We start from the raw sequence: 16,106 nt of genomic DNA on the forward strand, positions 1-16,106 counted from the left end.
GGCGGCCTGAGCCTGTGGTGACGCCTGCCCCGACCGCGGTCGTCCGCGCTGGTCACGGCCGCCGCCCGGCGCGGGGTGCGGCTGGCACCCGGGCGGGCTAGAGCGCGAGCACCTCGATCTCGTAGCGCAGCGTGTGCGTGTCCCCCGGCGCGAGGGTGATCTCGTCCGCCAGCACGTTGCCGCCCTCCACGCACAACATCCCCGGCCACTCGTCGTCTCCCATGTCGGCGAGGCCGGCGGCCTTGTCCGCCCAGGGGTTCCACACGACCGTGCTCGCCGACCCGGACGTCGTCACGCGCAGCCGACGCCCGAGCACCGGGTCGACGACGGTGACCGGGCACGCCGAGCGATAGACCCGGTCGGTCTCGCCCCGCAGCGTCACCGGCCCCTCCTGGCGGTGGGTGCGGCCCTGGTCGGTCTTGTCGACGTAGGACGCCCGGTCCAGGCCGTCGAGCCGCACCTGGCGCACGTCACCCACCAACAGATAGGCGTGCAGGGCCTCCTCGTAGGTCTCCTCCTGCGACCCTACGTTGGTCACGCGCAGCGTGAGCTCGAGGCGGCGGCCGGCGCGGACGTCATACGTCGCGCGGAGCGCACCCAGGGTGAGGGAGAGCTGCGCCCGCCCCTCCTCGATCACGACCGGCTCCCAGGGTGTCGTGCGCGCGGGGCCGTGCGAGGGCTTGCGGTCGCCGGAGCGGCCGGGGCCGAACCACGGGAAGCAGATGGGCACCCCGCCCCGGATGGCCCTCCCCTCCTGGAGGAAGGTGTCATGGCTGACCCACAGGACCGGCTGCTCGCCGACGGGGGTCCAGGTCACCAGGTGCGCCCCCTGCTCGTGGATCGCAGCGGTCGCCTCGGGGCCGGAGATGTCGTGGGGTGCGGGGAGAGTGCCCATGACCAGACCGTATGGCGTGCCCGCGGCCGACGTCACCCGGGGTGGCCGCTTCCGGTGCAGCCCGGGTGTCAGGCCGGCTCGACGTCGCGCGTGGCACGCACGACCCGGCTCGGCGACAGCCCGGCCGCGACCAGCTGGGCACGAGCACAGCCGGCGACGACGCGCAGGTCCGCCGAGGTGGCGAGGTGCTTGGTCACGACGCCGGCCACCGCCAGGACCGCCGCGGGCCCGAGGTAGCCCACCCCCGACAGGTCGAGGACGTGGGGACGGGTCGGCTGCGGCAGGCCGGCCAGCTCGTCCCGCAGCTGCGGGACGGCCTCTGCGGCGCCGGCCGCGTCGAGATCCCCGGCCACGGCGACCACGGGGATGGCGAGTTGATGCCCCACCTCCACGGACGGGGCAACGCGCTCGGCCGACCACGCCGGGGCCGCCTCGCCCTGGGGGACCTCCAGCAGCGGGGCGCACCGCGGGTCCAGCAGCACCGACAGGAGTCGGTCCAGGTGGGTCGGGTCGCCGGCTCGCGCGCTCGCGCCCTCGACCAGGCGGGCAGCGAGGGTGCGCACGCGCGTGTTGGTGCGCTGGGAGTACCACCCGAGCAGGGAGAAGGCCTCGTCCGCGGTGATGCCGTAGGCCAGGACGAGGACGCCCTTGGCCTGCTCGATGAGCGCGCGGGCCTCGACGACCTCGTCGAGCTGGTCCGTCATCTCCTCGGCGACCGCCCTCTGCACCATCGGCCCCACGTCGAGCAGGTAGCCGGACGCCCCGACGAGGGAGCCGTCGTCGTCGTAGGAGCCGAGCCCCACGGCCAGCACGTCCCGCTCCTGGCCGTCGTGCCGGACGAGCCGGCGGCGGTGGGCGAACGCCTCGCCGCGGCGGAGCGCCTCGGAGGCCGCCACCGCGAGGTCGGCGTCCGCGGGGTCGAGGTGGGTCAGGAACAGGTCCAGGCCGTCGGGGCCCTGACCGGGCTCGAGTCCGTGCAGGGCGTACAGCTCCGGGGACAGCGACCACTCCAGGTCCTGGGGACCGCGCACCTCGACCTGCCACGACGCGGGGAGGATCGTGGGCCTGTCGTCACTCATGTCGTTCACGTCGCTCCAGAGCCGTGGGACGCGCACCGAGACGGCGCGGGATCTGTCGCTAGGGCTGAACGACGCGCTGGCCCGGGAGCACCCGGGGCCAGCCGACGCATTTTAAGCCCTGCACGGCTGCCCTCCCAACTGCGGCTGCTCCTCTCGGCGCTGCTCCGCGTGACGGGTGACCCACCGTGCCAGAGTGACGGTGCGAGCTGCCTCCGTCGGAGGCGGGTGGCGACGTGGAGGTGGATCCTTGCGGACCCCAGCGACCGACCGGACCCGGGTCGCCGCCCTGACCTGTGCGGTGGTCCTGCTCGTCGTGGTGGCAGCGCATGCGTTCGTCGGCTGGGCGCGGCACCGTGGCCCCGGGCAGCCGCCGGCCATCAACCCCACCGTGGTGGTCCTCGGCCTCGTCACCGCCTTGCTGCTCGCCGGGTGGGCCCTCGTGGGCCGGGCCCGGGACCGCGTCACCGACCGCATCCGCGCCCACCACCCCGAGCGCCGGGTGGTGCTGGAGACGGCCGACCTGCCGTCGGGCACCGGTGCGGAGACGGGCGCTGAGGTTGCGGCCGGGGCTGGCGCGGCGGCATGGGACGACCCGCTGACCGCGGCTGCGTGGCGAGGCGCCTGTCGGCGGCGCCTGGTCCCACCGCTCGTCCTCGCGCTGGCGGCCCTGGTGCTCCTGCTGGTCACGGGCCTGATGGCGCGTATGGCGAGCGCAGAGCTGCACGACCGCGGGGTCCGCACGCCGGCGCAGGTGACGGCCTCGGGGTGGACCTACACCGGGCTCGGTCACTCCCCGTGGGTCCGGGTGACCCACGTGGAGGGCGGCCGGACCTATGCCTCGGTCGTGCACGGCGTGGATCCGCAGGTGGTGCCGGTGGGCACGCAGCTGACGGTGGTCGTCGACCCGGACGACCCCGAGACGGTGGGCGCGGTCGACGACCCCGCCCCGTCCGCCGTCACGCAGTGGTGGCAGAACCTCCTGCGTCTCGCGCTGGTGGTGGGTCTCGGCTGGGCCGGGGTGGCCGGGGCACGCATGCTCGCGTGGCGATCGGCGCTGCGGAGCGGGCCGTGGCAGCCGTGGCGCCTGCTGTCGGCCGCGCCCGCGGGGCGGGGCGTCGTGCTGGCGCTGCAGGACCGGGCCGGGGACGTCCCGGTCGTCGCCCGGTCCGGCGGGGTGCCCGGGGGCGGGGTGCCCGCCGACCTGCGCGGCGCCGCGGGGACCGACGAGGTGGGCGTGCTCCCGGGGCCGCGTCATCACCTGTTGCTGGGCCGGCGCCTGCTCCTCGCCACGTCCTCCGGGGTCGTCGAGGCGGTCCTCCCACGCACCGTCGCCGAGGCGTCGCGCCTGGCCCGTTGAGGGGGGGTGGCGCGTCAGCGCTCGAGCACCGCCACGAGGAAGTCGCTGCCCTGACGGAACGCCCTCAGGTCCCACGACGACAGCAGCACCGACTCCGTGAGGCCCGCCACGCGCGTGTCCATCCGGAACGCCCCGAAGTCGTATCCACGGCCTGCCCCGAACCCCACGACCAGGCGTCCACCCTCGGCCAGGTGCGCCCCCATCCGGCGCAGCACCTCCACCCGGGTGCTCGCCGCGAGGAAGGTCATGACGTTGCCGCCGCACACCACGACGTCGAAGCCCTCGTCGATGCCCACCGCAGCCAGGTCGAGCTCATTCAGGTCGCCGACCAGCCAGGTCGGACCGGGGTGATCGGCCTCGGCGGCGGCGATCAGCACCGGGTCCACGTCGACGCCGACGACCGTGTGGCCGAGGTCGTGCAGGAAGCCGCCCACGCGGCCGGGTCCGCACCCGGCGTCGAGGATCCGCGAGCCGCGTCCGACCATGGCGTCGACCATGCGCGCCTCCCCTGCCAGGTCACGCCCCTCGCGCGCCATACGACGGAACCGCTCGACGTAGCGCTCGGAGTGGGTGGGGTCGGCGGCGACGATCTGCTCCCAGTCGCTGGGCACGCGGGTCACGGGGGCTCCTCGGGTGGGGTGTGTCAGACCGCGAGTCTAGAGTGTGCGAGGACCACCGCACCCGAGCGAGAGGAGTGGACATGGCCGATCAGGGCCCTGCGCCGTTCGTGACCGACATCGAGCGAGCGACGCTCGACAACACCATGTTTCGCGACACCTTGTGGACCGGGCAGCACCTGCAGCTGACCGTGATGGCGATCCCGCCGGGAGGCGAGATCGGCTTGGAGATGCACGACGACACCGACCAGTTCCTGCGCGTCGAGGCCGGCCGGGGCCGCGTGATGATGGGCAGGGCGAGCAACGACCTGCAGTTCCAGGAGGTCGTGTCGGACGACGACATCGTGATGGTTCCCGCCGGCTCCTGGCACAACGTCGTCAACATCGGCGACACGGTGCTCAAGGTCTACTCGCTCTACGGCCCGCCGGACCACGTGCACGGCACCCGCCACGCGACCAAGCAGGACGCCGACGAGGACCCCAACGAGCAGGACTGAACCCGGCTCGCGGCGCCGACCTGCTCGAATGCCGCAGCCGGGCGCCTCGGGGGCCGGTGTCAGCGGCGGGCCGCCGCCAGGCGAGCCCGTCCGCGGGCCAGGGCGGCCTCGACCGGGCTCCCGCCGGCGGCATCCTCGAGCAGGTCGGTCACGCGGGGCCCGATGGCGTCGACCGCCTCGGTGAGCTGCTGGTCGGTCCACGCCTGCGCGCGGGCGTGCTCGTGGATCACTCCCCCGGCGTTGGCGACGAAGTCCGGGACGAAGGTGATCCCCCGCTGCGCCAGGGCCCGTTCGCACGAGGGGTCGTCGAGGACGTCGTTGGCGGCGCCGGCGACGACCCGGCAGCGCAGCAGCGGGATCACGTCCGCCGTCACGACCCGCGCGACGGCCGAGGGGGCGAGCACATCGCACTCGCAGGTCACGACCTCGGCGACGCCCACGACCTCGCCGCCGCACTCCGCGGCGACCGACGCCGCGCGCTCGGCGTCCACGTCGGCCACGAGCACCCGCGCCCCGTCACGGGCCGCCAGCCGGGCGAGCTCGCCGCCGACGTTGCCGACGCCCTGGACCGCCACCGTGAGTCCGTCCAGGGTGGGCGCGCCGCACGCGTGCCGGACCCCGGCGCGCATCGCGACGTAGGCCCCGCGCGCCGTCCACGGAGAGGGGTCGGCGTCCGCGCAGTAGACGCGCGCCCCGCGGGAACGGATGACCTCCATGTCGGCCAGCGTCGTGCCCATGTCCACGCCGGGGATGTAGAGCCCGTGCGTGCGGGCCACCGCGTCCCCGAACGCCTCGAACACCGCTCGGCGGGCGGCGTCGTCGCGTGGCGCCCCGTCCGCCAGGATCACGGACTTGGCCCCGCCGTAGGGCAGCTCGGCGAGCGCGTGCTTGTAGGTCATGGCCCGCGCGAGACGCTGCGCCTCCTGGACCGCCGCCTCGGTGGACGGGTAGGGGCGCCAGCGCACCCCGCCGAACCCCGGCCCGAGCGTCGTGTCGTCGATCGCGATGACCGCCCTCAGGCCGGTCGTCCGGTCGGCATAGGCGATGACCTGCTCGCTGGCCCAGGGGTCGATCGCGCTCATGCCCCGACTCTGCCACCTGCACGGCCCGCCACCAACGCCCGAGTGGTCACCTCCCGACGTCGGGAGGTGACCACTCGGGCGTTGGGGCCTGGGCGAGGCGGCGGCTCCGTCAGTCGTCCGTGCGCGTGGACCCGTCGGCGTGACGGGCGTGCTCGGCATAATCCTGCAGGTTGACCTGCGGGGTGGGCTGCAGCCGGTCGGCCGGGTTGACGGGGCTCGGGACGTGGCCGGGGCGCACCTCGGTGGCGTGCGGGTCGTCGTCCAGCGTGGCGTAGTCGAACGGCCGGTCGCCGGACAGCACCGCACGCGCCTGCTCGTGGTCGAGGGTGCCGGTCCAGCGACCGATGACCAGGGTGGCCACCGCGTTGCCGGCGAAGTTGGTGACGGCGCGTGCCTCGGACATGAACCGGTCGATGCCGACGATGATGCCGACGCCGTCCAGCAGCTCGGGGCGGTGCGCCTGCAGGCCTCCGGCGAGGGTGGCCAGGCCGGCACCGGTGACGCCGGCGGCGCCCTTGGACGCGATGATCATGAAGACCAGCAGACCGATCTGCTCGCCCATGCTCATGGGCTTGCCCATCGCATCGGCGATGAAGATCGACGCCATGGTCAGGTAGATCGCGGTGCCGTCGAGGTTGAACGAGTAGCCGGTCGGGACGACGACGCCCACCGTGGAGCGGTCCACGCCGGCGTGGGTCATCTTGGCCATGAGGTGCGGCAGCGCCGACTCCGAGGACGACGTCGCCACGATGAGCAGGAACTCCCGCCCGAGGTACTTCAGCAGGGTGAGGATGTTGATCCGCGCGACCAGCCACAGCACGGAGCCGAGGACGACCACCACGAAGAGCAGGCAGGTGAGGTAGAAGCCGAACATCAGCTTGAGCATCTCGCCGACGGCCTTGGGGCCAGAGGTGCCGACCACCGCGGCGATGGCGCCGAAGGCACCGATCGGGGCGAGCCACAGCACCATCGTCAGGATGCGGAAGACGACCTTCTGCAGCACCGCGACCGCGGCGAGTGCCGGCTCCCCGGCACGCCCCATCTTTTGGATCGCGAAGCCCACGAGCAGCGCGACGAACAGGGTCTGCAGCACGGACCCGGAGATGAGCGAGCTGAACAGCGTCTCGGGGATGATCCCCTGGACGAACTCGACGGTGCCGCCGCCGTGCTCGGCCTGCTCGGCGTACTTCTTGCCGGCGCCCGCGACGACCTTGATCCCGTGCCCCGGCTGCAGGAGGTTGCCCACGACCAGGCCGATCGCGAGGGCGAAGGTCGACATGGTCAGGAAGTAGGCGAGGGCCATGGAACCCGCCTTGCCCACCGTCGCGGCGGCCCGGACCGAGCCGATGCCGAGGACGATGGTGCAGAAGATGACGGGGCTGATCATCATCTTGATCAGGCTGACGAACGAGTCACCGACCCACTTCCAGCCCTTGGCCGCGTCCGGGGCGAGCATCCCGAAGGCGATGCCCCCGAGCACCGCGATGATGACCGCGATGTAGAGCCAGTGCGAGCGATCCCGAGGGCGTTCCTTGGGCTCCGGGATGGTGGGGTTCGAGCTGTAGGCCATGTCAGCGTTCCTGTCACGTCGTTGGGCAGCGCGCAACAGTATGCGGCCAGGCGGGACGGCATACGACTCAGAAGTCTGACCGTCACCTGATCGATATGGGCGGTGGCACAGTGTCGGCATGAGATCCCTGTGCGTCTTCTGCGGCTCCTCCCTCGGCCGGTCCCCGTCGTATGCCGCCGCGGTGGCCTCCCTCGGGGCCGCCCTGGCCGCGCGCGGCACCCGCGTGGTGTACGGCGGGGCGCGGGTGGGCACCATGGGCGTGCTCGCGGAGGCCACCCTGGCGGCGGGCGGTGAGGTGGTCGGCGTCATCCCGCAGCACCTCATGGACGACGAGGTCGGCCACGACGGGCTGACCGAGCTGCACGTCGTGGGCTCGATGCACGAGCGCAAGGCGCTGATGGCCGACCTGGCGGACGGGTTCGTGGCCCTGCCGGGCGGGATGGGCACGCTCGACGAGCTCGCCGAGATCCTGACGTGGGCGCAGCTCGGGCTGCACCGCAAGCCGGTGGGTGCGCTCGACGTCGACGGCTACTGGCAGCCGCTGCTCGCCTTCCTGGACCACGCGCGCGACGAGGAGTTCCTGCGTCCGGCGCACCGCGAGCTGCTGATCGCCCGCCCGACGGTGGACGCCCTGCTGGACGCGTTGGAGGCGCACGCGCCGGCCGACGGGGACGCGCCCGACGCGTGGGTGGACCGCTGACACCGCCCCGCCCCTCCAGAGGACCCGAACTGAGCCCCCAGCCCCCAGCCCCCAACCCGCCGCCCACGCCCGCACGACCGAGCAGTGCCCCTCACCCTCCGGGATCGGGGGTGTCTGCTCCAGGGACGGTGGACGAAACACGCACGATCCCGGGGGCACGAGGCGAGGGAGCGGTCAGGGGGCGAGGGACGCCATGACTTCGATGGCGGGCAGCTCCTGCGCGGCCTGCCAGCCGGCCCCCGCCCACAGCGACACGCCCTGCGGATCGCCACCGGCCGCAGCAGCGGCGCGCAGCGGCTTGGTCAGCTGGTCGACCTGCGGAAACACCGCGGGCGCATCGCCGTCGTGCGCCTCGACGAAGGCGTTGCGCAGCCCCCGAGCGGGACGCCCGGAGAAGGCCCGGGTCACCACGGCCGAGGCTCCCGGCAGGCGCAGCCCCGTCCGGTGCGCCGCCGACGTGCCCGCCTCGGGCGTGAGGAGCAGCGCCGTGCCGACCTGGACGCCCACGGCGCCCGCGCCCAATAGCCGCCGCACGTCCCCCGCCGTGGCCACCCCGCCGGCGGCGACGCAGGTCACGCCGAGATCGCTCACCGCCGGCAGGAGCCCCAGCGCGTCGAGACGGTTGGGCTCGTCCTCGACCCGGTGCGTCGAGCGGTGCCCACCTGCGTCGAAGCCCTGCACCACGAGCACGTCCACGCCGAGCGCGGCAGCGTGGGCCGCCTCGTCCTCGCTGGTGACGGTGACCCACACCTCGCTGCCGGCCTCCTGCAGGGCTCCCACGACCTCCGGCGACGGAAGCCCGAAGGTGAACGACACGATCGCCACCGGCTCGGCGAGGGTGAGCAGGGCGATCTTGTCGTCATACGCGTCAGTGTCGGACCAGTCCGGCTCGGGGAGGGTGACGCCCAGCCGCTCGGCATCCGCCTGCAGGGTCGCGCGATAGGCCTCGACGGCCGCCGACCCGAGGGCCCCCACTGACCCCGAGGGCACGAAGACGTTGACCCCGAACGGTCGGTCGCCCACGAGGTCGTGGGTCTCGGCGATCTGCTCGGCGACCTGCGCCGGAGACCTGTAGCCGGCGGCGAGGAGGCCCGTGCCGCCTGCCGCGCAGCAGGCCGCGACGAGTGCGGGGGTCGAGGGGCCGCCCGCCATGGGAGCGCCGACGAGCGGGAGGTCGAGGGTCTCGATCAGGCTCATGCATCCAGCCTGGCAGACCGGCCCTCACCTCGCCGACTGGTCACTTCCGTGCGTCCCCCTCGGTCGTACGGAAGTGACCACTCGGCGGTGGTGTGGGGCGAGGATCAGTCCTCGGGCATCAGGATCATCAGGGCGAGGTAGATCAGCACCTGCGACCCGGGGATGATCAGCGACGCGATGAAGACGAGGCGCACGATGTTGGCGTCGATGCCCAGCTTGCGCCCGATGCCGGCGCACACGCCCATGGCGACGCGTCCGCTGCGGGGGCGGGTGAGGCCGTTGCGGCGCATGGTGGCGTAGATCGAGTTCACGTGGGTCCTCCTCGGTAGTGGCTGTGGCACCAGCCTGGTAGACCTCGGTGGGCGCCGCCATGAGGGTCGTCCCTGATCCGACCCCGTCCGACCCTCAGGGGGCAGGCAGGATGCGCACGCCCTGGGCCTTGACGGCGAGGGTGACGGCGGTGCCGGCGCGCAGCCCGAGCTCGGCGCAGGCGAGGGGGGTGACGTCCGCCCCGACGCGGACCCCGGAGGGGGTGCAGGCCCAGAGGCGGACGGCACCTGCGTGGGTGGCCAGGTCGGTGACGACGGCCGGTATGACGGTCCGCGGGCTGCCGGTCACGGGTCCGACGTGCACGGCGACGTCGGCGGGATCGCAGAGGGCCACCGCCTCGCCGCCGACGGGCAGGTCGCCGCGGCCGTGCACGACCAGACCGTCGGGCAGTCGCACCTGGCCAGGGGCGATGACGGTGCCGCGCAGGAGGTTGCGTCCGACGAACCGCGCGGCGAACGCGCTGCGGGGGGCGTCGAGCAGCGTGACGGCGGGGCCGCGCTCGGTGACCCGGCCGCCCTCGACGACGGCGACGTCGTGGGCGAGGGACACGACGTCGAGCAGGTCGTGCGTGACGAGCAGGACGCGGGTGTCGCTGCCGTGCAGCAGGTCTCGCAGCACGTGACGCACGTCGGCGGCGACCTCGACGTCGAGGGCGGACAGGGGTTCGTCGAGCAGGAGCAGGTCGGGCCGGCAGGCCAGCGCGCGGGCGAGGGCGACGCGCTGCGCCTGGCCGCCGGACAGCTCGGAGCCGCGCCGCCCGGCCAGGTGGGCGATGTCGAGACGTTCGAGCCACGCGTCCGCGCGCGACCCCGCCTCGCGGCGCGGGACCCCCTGGGCGCGGGGTCCGAAGGCTACGTTGCCCCGCACGTCCAGGTGGGGGAAGGCGAGCGGGTCCTGGCCGAGCAGCGCGACGCGGCGCCGGTGGGGTGGCAGCCAGGTGCCGGCGTCGGTGTCGACGAGGACGCGGTCGCCCAGGACGACGCGGCAGCGGCGCGGGCGCAGGAGCCCGGCGACGGCGGCGAGGACCGTGGACTTGCCGGCGCCGTTGGGCCCGACGAGCGCGGAGACCCCTGCGCCGTCGAAGGTCTCGTCGACGGCGACGCCCCGCTCGGGGATCTCCACGCGCACCTGCAGGGCCGTCACGCGCGGCCTCCGACGGGGCGTCCCGCGGGGCGGTGCACCAGCCCGACGACGACGCCGGCGACCACGACCAGCACCAGCGAGAGCGCCACGGCCGCAGCCGGATCCGTCTCGCGCTGCAGGTAGACCTCGAGCGGGAGGGTGCGCGTCACGCCCTGCAGGGACCCGGCGAAGGTCAGGGTCGCCCCGAACTCCCCCAGGGAGCGCGCGAAGCACAGCACCGTCCCGGACAGCAGCCCCGGCAGGACGAGCGGGAGGGTCACGCGCCGCAGCACCGTCGTCGGCGCGGCCCCCAGCGTCGCCGCCACGGCCTCGTAGCGCTCCCCCGCCGTCCGCAGCGCCCCCTCCAGGGCGACGACGAGGAAGGGCAGAGCCACGAAGGCCTGCGCGAGGACCACCGCCGTCGTCGTGAATCCCACGCGCACGCCGAGCAGCTCGAGGTGCTGACCGATCAGTCCGCGTCGCCCGAGGGTCAGCAGCAGGGCGAGCCCGCTCACCACCGGCGGCAGCACGAGCGGCAGCAGGACGAGGGCACGCAGGACCCCGAGCCCGGGCAGCCGCGTGCGGGCGAGGGCGAGCGCGAGCGGCACCCCGAGCACCAGGCAGAGCGCGGTGCTGGCGAGCGCGGTGCGCAGGCTCAGCCCCAGCGCGGCGACCGAGGACTCGCTGGTCACCAGCTCGCCGAAGCGGCCCCACTCGACCTGAGCGACCATCGCGACCAGCGGCAGCAGGACGAAGGCCGCGCCCGCCAGCGCCGGGAGCCAGGCCCACCCCGGCAGCCGTCCGGCGACGACGTGAGCACCCTTGTGGCTCACGGCTGCTGGAATCCGGCCTGGGCCAGGACGGCCCGGCCCTGCGGCCCGGTGACGAGGTCCACGAAGGCCTGGGCGTCGGCGCCGCCCGCCGTCGCGGTGACGGCGATCGGATAGGTGTTGACGGCGGCGGAGGCCTCGGGGAGCGGTATGACGTCCACCGCGGAGCCTGCCGCACGGGCGTCGGTGGTGTAGACGAGACCGGCGTCCGCCTGGCCCGCCCGCACCTTGCCGAGGACGTCGGTCACCGACTGCTCCTCGCTGACGGGCTTGAGCGTGACGCCCGCGGACCGCTCGACGCGCTCGGTCGCTGCGCCGCACGGCACGGGAGGGGCGCACACCACGACGGCCACCCCGTCCCGCGCGAGGTCGGCCAGGCGGGTGATCCGCCGGGGGTTGTCGGGCGGGGTGACGATGGTCAGGGTGTTGGTGGCGAAGGCGCGCGGCTCGGCGCCGAGCAGGCGGGCCCCGAGGGCCTTGGTCATGGTGCGCTCGTCCGCGGTGGCGAGCACGTCGGCCGGGGCGCCCTGCTCGAGCTGGGCCACGAGGTCGCTGGACCCGGCGAAGCTGAAGGTGACGGTCACGCCCGGGTGGGCCCTCTCGTAGTCCGCACCGAGCCGGGTGAAGGTCTGCCGCAGGCTGGCGGCGGCGAAGACGGTGAGCGTACGCGCTGCACCGGAGCCGGTGCCACCGGGAATGGAGCTGCCGGTCCCGGCGCCACCGGGCGACGTACCGCCGCAGGCCGACGCGAGCAGCAGCGTGGCGGCGGCCAGCGCGGTGCGGATCCCCAGAGTGCGCCGGGCGGTCGGCATACGGCCGGTCATGACTGCCCTGCCGGGGTCTCGACGATCACGGTGGTCGCCTTGACGACGGCCACCGCCACGCGACCGGGCTCGAGACCGAGCGTCTCGGCCGAGCGGCGGCTCATCAGGGACACCATCGTGAACGGGCCGCACTGCACGGACACCTCCGCCATGACGCCGTCCGCCACGACCTCCGTCACCAGCCCGACGAGACGGTTGCGGGCCGAGGAGCCGACCCCCAGCACGTCGGGCAGCGCGGCCGCCTGCTCGCGCGCCAGGCGAGCCAGGTCGGGCCCGTCGACGACGAGGCGCCCCGACGCGTCCTTGACCGCGGCGAGCCGTCCCTGGTCGACCCACCGCCGCACGCTGTCGTCGCTGACGCCGAGCAGCGCCGCGGCGTCCTTGATGCGGATGCCTTCCACGACAGACCTCCATCCTGACCGCAGATGCGGACAGCGTCGAGCATAGTCGCCGCAGGTGCGGAGTCAGGTCCGGCGTCAGGTGCGGCGCGTCCCGATCGTGAAGCCCTGGTCGACGAGGCGCGCGGCGTAGACCTCGCCCAGCCCCGTGGCCGGCGTGAGCACGCCGGCGGTGTCGGGCAGGCGTGGCCGGTCCAGGACCAGCGCCAGCGCGGCCTCGCCGATCATCACGGCGGTGCCGTCGTAGCCCGGGTCGAACGGTGCCGACACCGTGGTGACGTAGCGCGCGCCCGTCGTGGTGGTGGCGTGCACCTCCATGGCGAACTCTCCCGCCGCGCGGGACTTCTCACTCGGTCCCTCGCCCGGCGAGGGCAGCACGCGGTCCGCCACCTGCCGCAGCCCAGGCGTCGAGAATCCCGTCACCAGCGCCGGCATGACGGCGGCCATCGCCATGGCCTTGAGCGGCGCGGCACCCTTGCGCCCGGTGTCCACGACCTCCCGATAGCGCATCCCCCGGCCGTAGGCCCACCCCGCGAGGGCGTTGCTGCGCCGCACGACCTGGGCGTTGAACGTGCCCATGAAGAACGGCGCCGCCCAGGACCCGGTGTCCGCGCTGCGCTCCAGCCACACCTGACCGATCCGGCCGACCGGCTCGGGCTCGGCCTCGCGGTCGGGGCTGAGGGCATAGGGGTCGATCGCGGTGCGGACCCGTGACCGGTCGCCCCGCACCGTGTCGACCTGCACGCGCATCGAGTCCAGGGTCCCGCCGCTGAAGCCGCCCTTCATCCGACGCACGTGCAGGGTCGTCTCGAGCAGCGTCCCCTCGCCGTCCTCGTGGACCTGGTCCGCGGTGAGCAGCACCCCGAGGTCGGACGGCACGGAGTCGAAGCCGCACGAGTGCACGATCCGCGCCCCCGACTCCCGCGCCGCCTCCTCGAAGCGGTCGATCGAGTCGCGGACGAAGAGGGTCTCGCCCGTGAGGTCGACGTAGTCCGTGCCCAGCTCGGCGCACACACCGACCAGCGGCAGGCCGTGCCGGGCATAGGGACCGACGGTGGACAGCACCACACGGGTCCGCACCGCCATGGTGGCCAGGGACCCCGCGTCGTCCGAGTCGGCCACCACGAGCGGCCAGTCCGCGGCCCGGGCCGGCAGCCCCGCCCGCACCGACTCGAGACGCCCGACCGAGCGTCCTGCCAGGGCGATCCGCACGCCGTCCGGCGCGTGACGGGCGAGGTGGCCCGCGATCAGGCCCCCGACATACCCCGTCGCTCCGTAGACGACGATGTCCAGCTCGCGATCCGCGGTGGGGGTGGTGGGGTGGCTCGGGCTGGTCATGGCAAACCTCTCGCACGACGACGACGGCAGGATGTCGACCGATCCCACCACGCCCGCCGGACCGGGACAACCATCCCGCCCGGACCTCGGACGGTCTCTGGACGCGGCAAGCCCCGCCGCCTACGCTCTGGTAACCCTCGATCACGGGGGTGACCATGCCCGTGCAACGACGCCAGGAGCAGCTGATGGCCAACCTCGCCCAGATCCTCACCGACACCGCGTCCCGGCACGGGGACCGGATCGCCGTCCGGCAGGACGAGGAGCAGCTCACCTATGCCGAGCTCGACCAGCGCGTGGCGCTCGCGGCGGGGTGGTTGCGCAGCCAGGGCGTCGGTCCCGGCGACCCTGTCGTGCTGAGCCTGCCCAACATCACGGCGTTCGTGGTCGCCTACTACGGCATCCTGCGCGCCGGCGGGGTCGTCGTGCCGATGAACCCGCTCTTCAAGCCCCGCGAGGTGGCCTACTACCTGCAGGACTCCGGTGCCCGCCTGATCATCGCCGCGACGCCCGACGCCGCCGAGGGAGCCGAGGAGGCGGGATCGACCTTCGTGCCCGTCACCGACCTGCCCGGGCTGCTCGCGGCGGCCGAGCCCGTCACCGAGGCGGTCGAGCGGGACGACGAGGACACCGCGGTCATCCTCTACACCTCCGGCACCACCGGACGCCCCAAGGGTGCCGAGCTGCGGCACCGCAACCTGCGCAGCAACGCCGAGGTCTGCGGCCGCACCCTCCTGCGCCTCACCCCCGAGGACACGGTCGTGGGGTGCCTGCCGCTGTTCCACGTCTTTGGCATGACCTGCGCCATGAACACCGCGATCCTGGCCGGCGCGACCCTCAGCCTGATCCCGCGGTTCGCGCCCGACAAGGCGCTCGAGGTCATCCAGCGCGACCGGGCCACGATCTTTGAGGGGGTGCCGACGATGTATGCCGCCATGCTCCAGTCTGCGCGCGCCGTCACGGCCGCCGGTGGCGAGATCCCCGACCTGTCCTCGCTGCGCACCTGCATCTCCGGGGGCGCGTCCCTGCCCGTCGAGGTGCTGCGGGCGTTCGAGGAGACCTTCGACGCGATGATCCTCGAGGGCTACGGACTGTCCGAGACGTCACCCGTCGCGTCCTTCAACCACCCGGAACGGGTGCGCAAGCCGGGATCGATCGGCACCCCGATCGAGGGCGTCGAGATGGACCTGCGCACCCCCGAGGGCGAGCCGGTGCCCGAGGGCGAGATCGGCGAGATCGTCATCAAGGGCGCCAACATCATGCGCGGCTACTGGGGCCGGCCCGACGCCACGGCCCAGGCCATCCAGGACGGCTGGTTCCGCTCCGGGGACCTTGGGCGGCGGGACAGCGACGGCTACTACTACATCGTCGACCGCGCCAAGGACATGATCATCCGCGGCGGCTACAACGTCTATCCGCGCGAGGTCGAGGAGGTGCTCTACGAGCACCCGGCCGTCCTCGAGGCCGCCGTCGTCGGCCAGCCGCACGAGCACTACGGCGAGGAGGTCGCCGCGTTCGTCGCCCTGCGGCCCGAGTCCGGCCTGGCCGGCGGCGACGCCACCGCGGACGAGCTGCGCGAGTTCTGCAAGGCGCGCCTCGCCGCTTACAAGTACCCGCGCCACATCACGTTCGTGGACGCGCTGCCCAAGGGCGCGACCGGCAAGATCCTCAAGCGGGAGCTCCCCACCCCCTGACCGCTGGTGCGGGCGCCCCGGGCGTGCGAGACCAGGGCGCCCCCACGCCCCCACGCCTGCGCTCAGGCCGTGGCGGCCATGGTGGTCCAGGGGGTGGTGGCGACCGCGTCCGAGCGTCTGCCGGTACGCCGCCGCCAGCCGGGCCGCCACCTCGCGCGTCGGCCCGACCGGGTCGAGGACGGGCACGGGCAGGTGCTGCACGGTCTCGCGCAGCCGCACGGTGAACGCCCCGGCCACCAGCTCCCACGGCACCACCACGACGTGACCCCGCGTGCGGGACCGGTGGTGGCGGACCTGCTCCTCCAGGCGGTCCGCTCGGCAGGGGATGATGCGGGCGGGGGTCTGCTCCTGGATCGCCATACCGGCCCACGAGAGCGAGACCTCAACCTCCGACTCCCAGCCGAACGGCGCGACCACCAGGCACACGTCCTCCGGCGAGTCGAGGCCCTGGTCGAGCAGGCGCCGTCCGAGGGCCTTGGCGATCGTCCCGTCCGTCCCCAGGGCATTCGCGACGATCGCGCCGCTGCGGGACCGGGCGAGCTCGACCTGGATCTCCTGCAGGAGCTGGCGCTGGGGGGT

Annotated in this window: 16 protein-coding genes; 4 read left to right on the plus strand and 12 right to left on the minus strand. The window is 73.9% G+C overall.

Going from position 1 to position 16,106, the window contains the following annotated elements:
- Window positions 1–97: 97 nt before the first annotated feature.
- Window positions 98–895, minus strand: coding sequence for a D-hexose-6-phosphate mutarotase (locus ACF3NS_RS02160; RefSeq protein ID WP_392467518.1), 798 nt, complete (start codon window positions 893–895; stop codon window positions 98–100).
- 68 nt (window positions 896–963) lie between these two features.
- On the minus strand, window positions 964–1,974 hold the full coding sequence (locus ACF3NS_RS02165; RefSeq protein WP_392467519.1) for an ANTAR domain-containing protein: 1,011 nt from the start codon (window positions 1,972–1,974) through the stop codon (window positions 964–966).
- A gap of 247 nt (window positions 1,975–2,221) precedes the next feature.
- Here ACF3NS_RS02165 and ACF3NS_RS02170 point away from each other — a divergent pair, with 247 nt between their 5' ends.
- Window positions 2,222–3,331 carry a DUF3592 domain-containing protein gene (locus ACF3NS_RS02170; protein ID WP_392467521.1) on the plus strand — a complete coding sequence of 370 codons (1,110 nt, stop codon included), beginning with the start codon at window positions 2,222–2,224 and terminating at the stop codon, window positions 3,329–3,331.
- 14 nt (window positions 3,332–3,345) lie between these two features.
- Here the strand turns inward: ACF3NS_RS02170 and ACF3NS_RS02175 are convergent, their stop codons facing one another.
- The gene (locus ACF3NS_RS02175) at window positions 3,346–3,951 is read right to left on the minus strand and encodes a class I SAM-dependent methyltransferase (protein WP_392467523.1); all 606 of its coding nucleotides are present in this window, start codon (window positions 3,949–3,951) and stop codon (window positions 3,346–3,348) included.
- Between the two features lie 80 nt (window positions 3,952–4,031).
- On the opposite strand from ACF3NS_RS02175, the gene ACF3NS_RS02180 reads away from it, so the two are divergent.
- Window positions 4,032–4,445, plus strand: a complete 414-nt coding sequence (locus tag ACF3NS_RS02180; protein ID WP_154592032.1) for a cupin domain-containing protein — start codon at window positions 4,032–4,034, stop codon at window positions 4,443–4,445.
- 59 nt (window positions 4,446–4,504) lie between these two features.
- On the opposite strand, the gene ACF3NS_RS02185 is transcribed toward ACF3NS_RS02180, so the two are convergent.
- Entirely contained in the window at window positions 4,505–5,527 is a 1,023-nt protein-coding gene (locus tag ACF3NS_RS02185) for a Glu/Leu/Phe/Val dehydrogenase dimerization domain-containing protein (RefSeq protein ID WP_392467525.1), read from the minus strand.
- 109 nt (window positions 5,528–5,636) lie between these two features.
- Window positions 5,637–7,097, minus strand: a complete 1,461-nt coding sequence (locus ACF3NS_RS02190; RefSeq protein WP_392467527.1) for a cation:dicarboxylate symporter family transporter — start codon at window positions 7,095–7,097, stop codon at window positions 5,637–5,639.
- Window positions 7,098–7,215: 118 nt separating this feature from the next.
- Here ACF3NS_RS02190 and ACF3NS_RS02195 point away from each other — a divergent pair, with 118 nt between their 5' ends.
- Window positions 7,216–7,797, plus strand: a complete 582-nt coding sequence (locus ACF3NS_RS02195) for a TIGR00730 family Rossman fold protein (protein ID WP_392467529.1) — start codon at window positions 7,216–7,218, stop codon at window positions 7,795–7,797.
- A 174-nt stretch (window positions 7,798–7,971) separates the two neighbouring features.
- Here ACF3NS_RS02195 and ACF3NS_RS02200 read toward each other — a convergent pair whose 3' ends face one another.
- The 7 genes from ACF3NS_RS02200 to ACF3NS_RS02230 all read right to left on the minus strand — a co-directional run bounded on the left by ACF3NS_RS02200 (window position 7,972) and on the right by ACF3NS_RS02230 (window position 13,836).
- Window positions 7,972–8,994, minus strand: coding sequence for an NAD(P)H-dependent flavin oxidoreductase (locus tag ACF3NS_RS02200; RefSeq protein ID WP_392467531.1), 1,023 nt, complete (start codon window positions 8,992–8,994; stop codon window positions 7,972–7,974).
- A gap of 104 nt (window positions 8,995–9,098) precedes the next feature.
- The gene (locus tag ACF3NS_RS02205; RefSeq protein WP_392467533.1) at window positions 9,099–9,305 is read right to left on the minus strand and encodes a PspC domain-containing protein; all 207 of its coding nucleotides are present in this window, start codon (window positions 9,303–9,305) and stop codon (window positions 9,099–9,101) included.
- A 94-nt stretch (window positions 9,306–9,399) separates the two neighbouring features.
- A complete protein-coding gene (locus tag ACF3NS_RS02210; protein WP_311966340.1) occupies window positions 9,400–10,467 on the minus strand; it encodes an ABC transporter ATP-binding protein in 1,068 nt (355 codons plus the stop codon).
- Window positions 10,464–11,279 carry an ABC transporter permease gene (locus tag ACF3NS_RS02215; protein ID WP_392467535.1) on the minus strand — a complete coding sequence of 272 codons (816 nt, stop codon included), beginning with the start codon at window positions 11,277–11,279 and terminating at the stop codon, window positions 10,464–10,466. The genes ACF3NS_RS02210 and ACF3NS_RS02215 overlap by 4 nt, the downstream gene beginning before the upstream one ends.
- On the minus strand, window positions 11,276–12,088 hold the full coding sequence (modA, locus tag ACF3NS_RS02220) for a molybdate ABC transporter substrate-binding protein (RefSeq protein ID WP_154592027.1): 813 nt from the start codon (window positions 12,086–12,088) through the stop codon (window positions 11,276–11,278). Before modA ends, ACF3NS_RS02215 begins: the two co-directional genes overlap by 4 nt.
- Window positions 12,089–12,096: 8 nt before the next feature.
- Window positions 12,097–12,501: a molybdopterin-binding protein gene (locus ACF3NS_RS02225; RefSeq protein ID WP_050347596.1), complete on the minus strand. Its 405-nt coding sequence runs from the start codon at window positions 12,499–12,501 to the stop codon at window positions 12,097–12,099.
- A 75-nt stretch (window positions 12,502–12,576) separates the two neighbouring features.
- Window positions 12,577–13,836, minus strand: a complete 1,260-nt coding sequence (locus ACF3NS_RS02230) for a trans-acting enoyl reductase family protein (protein WP_154592025.1) — start codon at window positions 13,834–13,836, stop codon at window positions 12,577–12,579.
- Between the two features lie 185 nt (window positions 13,837–14,021).
- Between ACF3NS_RS02230 and ACF3NS_RS02235 the strand changes: the two genes are divergently transcribed.
- Window positions 14,022–15,527 carry a long-chain fatty acid--CoA ligase gene (locus ACF3NS_RS02235; protein WP_154592024.1) on the plus strand — a complete coding sequence of 502 codons (1,506 nt, stop codon included), beginning with the start codon at window positions 14,022–14,024 and terminating at the stop codon, window positions 15,525–15,527.
- The last annotated feature ends 579 nt before the right edge of the window (window positions 15,528–16,106 follow it).

It is taken from the genome of Arsenicicoccus cauae (genome assembly GCF_043162025.1).
GTDB lineage: Bacteria > Actinomycetota > Actinomycetes > Actinomycetales > Dermatophilaceae > Arsenicicoccus > Arsenicicoccus cauae.

Coding starts and splice junctions, on each gene's coding strand:
- ACF3NS_RS02165 (WP_392467519.1), bottom strand. CDS start 1,974: ATGAGTGACGACAGGCCCACGATCCTCCCCGCGTCGTGGCAGGTCGAG.
- ACF3NS_RS02230 (WP_154592025.1), bottom strand. CDS start 13,836: ATGACCAGCCCGAGCCACCCCACCACCCCCACCGCGGATCGCGAGCTG.
- ACF3NS_RS02235 (WP_154592024.1), top strand. CDS start 14,022: ATGGCCAACCTCGCCCAGATCCTCACCGACACCGCGTCCCGGCACGGG.
- ACF3NS_RS02160 (WP_392467518.1), bottom strand. CDS start 895: ATGGGCACTCTCCCCGCACCCCACGACATCTCCGGCCCCGAGGCGACC.
- ACF3NS_RS02195 (WP_392467529.1), top strand. CDS start 7,216: ATGAGATCCCTGTGCGTCTTCTGCGGCTCCTCCCTCGGCCGGTCCCCG.
- ACF3NS_RS02200 (WP_392467531.1), bottom strand. CDS start 8,994: ATGAGCCTGATCGAGACCCTCGACCTCCCGCTCGTCGGCGCTCCCATG.
- modA (WP_154592027.1), bottom strand. CDS start 12,088: ATGCCGACCGCCCGGCGCACTCTGGGGATCCGCACCGCGCTGGCCGCC.
- ACF3NS_RS02180 (WP_154592032.1), top strand. CDS start 4,032: ATGGCCGATCAGGGCCCTGCGCCGTTCGTGACCGACATCGAGCGAGCG.
- ACF3NS_RS02185 (WP_392467525.1), bottom strand. CDS start 5,527: ATGAGCGCGATCGACCCCTGGGCCAGCGAGCAGGTCATCGCCTATGCC.
- ACF3NS_RS02190 (WP_392467527.1), bottom strand. CDS start 7,097: ATGGCCTACAGCTCGAACCCCACCATCCCGGAGCCCAAGGAACGCCCT.